The 1,285-nt window shown below is 70.0% G+C and carries 1 protein-coding gene; it reads right to left on the minus strand.

Features of this window, described 5'->3' with window-relative positions; translation table 11 throughout:
• On the minus strand, positions 1–1,285 hold a 1,285-nt coding region (locus tag C7444_RS19920), incomplete at both ends, for a UDP-glucose dehydrogenase family protein (RefSeq protein ID WP_110402598.1).

Raw genomic sequence — 1,285 nt, forward strand, 5'->3', positions numbered from 1 at the left:
TCCAGCCCGAAGCCGCGGATGAGCGCGGGCTCGTAGAGGTTGCGCCCGTCGAAGACGACGCGGTCCTGCACGGCCTCGCGCATCGCGTCGAAGTCGGGCGTGCGGAACTCCTTCCACTCGGTGACGATGACCAGCGCGTGGGCGCCCTCCAGCGCGGCCATCGCGCCGGTGCTGAAGCTCAGGCCCGCCCAGTCGCCCATCACGCGCTGCGCCTCCTCGACGGCCACCGGGTCGTAGGCCTGGACCTTGGCGCCGCGCTGGAGCAGCTCGGCGATGACCACGCGGCTGGGGGCCTCGCGCATGTCGTCGGTGTTGGGCTTGAAGGCCAGGCCCCACATCGCGAAGGTCTTGCCCGAGAGGTCCTCGCCGTATTTCGCCACGATCTTGTCGACCAGCACCAGCTTCTGCTCGTCGTTGACCGCCTCGACCGCGTTGAGCAGCCGAGCGGGCAGGCCGTGCTCGGCCGAGGTGCGCGCCAGCGCCTTGACGTCCTTGGGGAAGCAGCTGCCGCCGTAGCCCGCCCCGGGGTAGAGGAACTGCGTGCCGATGCGCGGATCGCTGCCGATGCCGATGCGCACCATCTCGATGTCCGCGCCCACGCGCTCGGCCAGGCGGGAGAGCTCGTTCATGAAGCTGATGCGCGTGGCCAGCATCGCGTTGGCGGCGTACTTGATGAACTCGGCCGAGCGCACGTCGGTGATCAGCAGGCGGTCGCGGTTGCGCACGAAGGGCTGGTAGAGCGCCTTCATCAGCAGGATGGCGCGCTCGTCCTCGGCGCCCACGACCACGCGGTCCGGGCGCATGAAGTCGTTGACGGCCGCCCCCTCCTTGAGGAACTCGGGGTTGGAGCAGACGGCGAACTCCATCGAGCCCAGGTCGCGCCGGGCGAGTTCGTCGGCGATGGCCGAGCGGACCTTGTCGGCCGTGCCCACGGGGACGGTGGACTTGTCGACGACGACCTTGAAGTCGGTCATCAGGCGGCCGATGTTGCGGGCGGCGGCGGTGACGTACTGCAGGTCGGCCGAGCCGTCCTCGTCGGGGGGGGTGCCCACGGCGATGAACTGGATGGTGCCGTGGGCCACGGAGCGGGCGACGTCGGTGGTGAACTCCAGGCGCCCGGCGGCGACGTTGCGGCGCACGACCTCGAGCAGGCCGGGCTCGTGGATGGGGATGCCGCCGTCGTGCAGGATCTGGATCTTGGCCGGATCGACGTCCAGGCACATCACGTGGTTGCCCATTTCCGACAGGCAGGCGCCTGTGACCAGGCCGACGTAGCCGGTGCCGA

This window comes from Sphaerotilus hippei, assembly GCF_003201595.1.
Taxonomy (GTDB): domain Bacteria; phylum Pseudomonadota; class Gammaproteobacteria; order Burkholderiales; family Burkholderiaceae_C; genus Sphaerotilus; species Sphaerotilus hippei.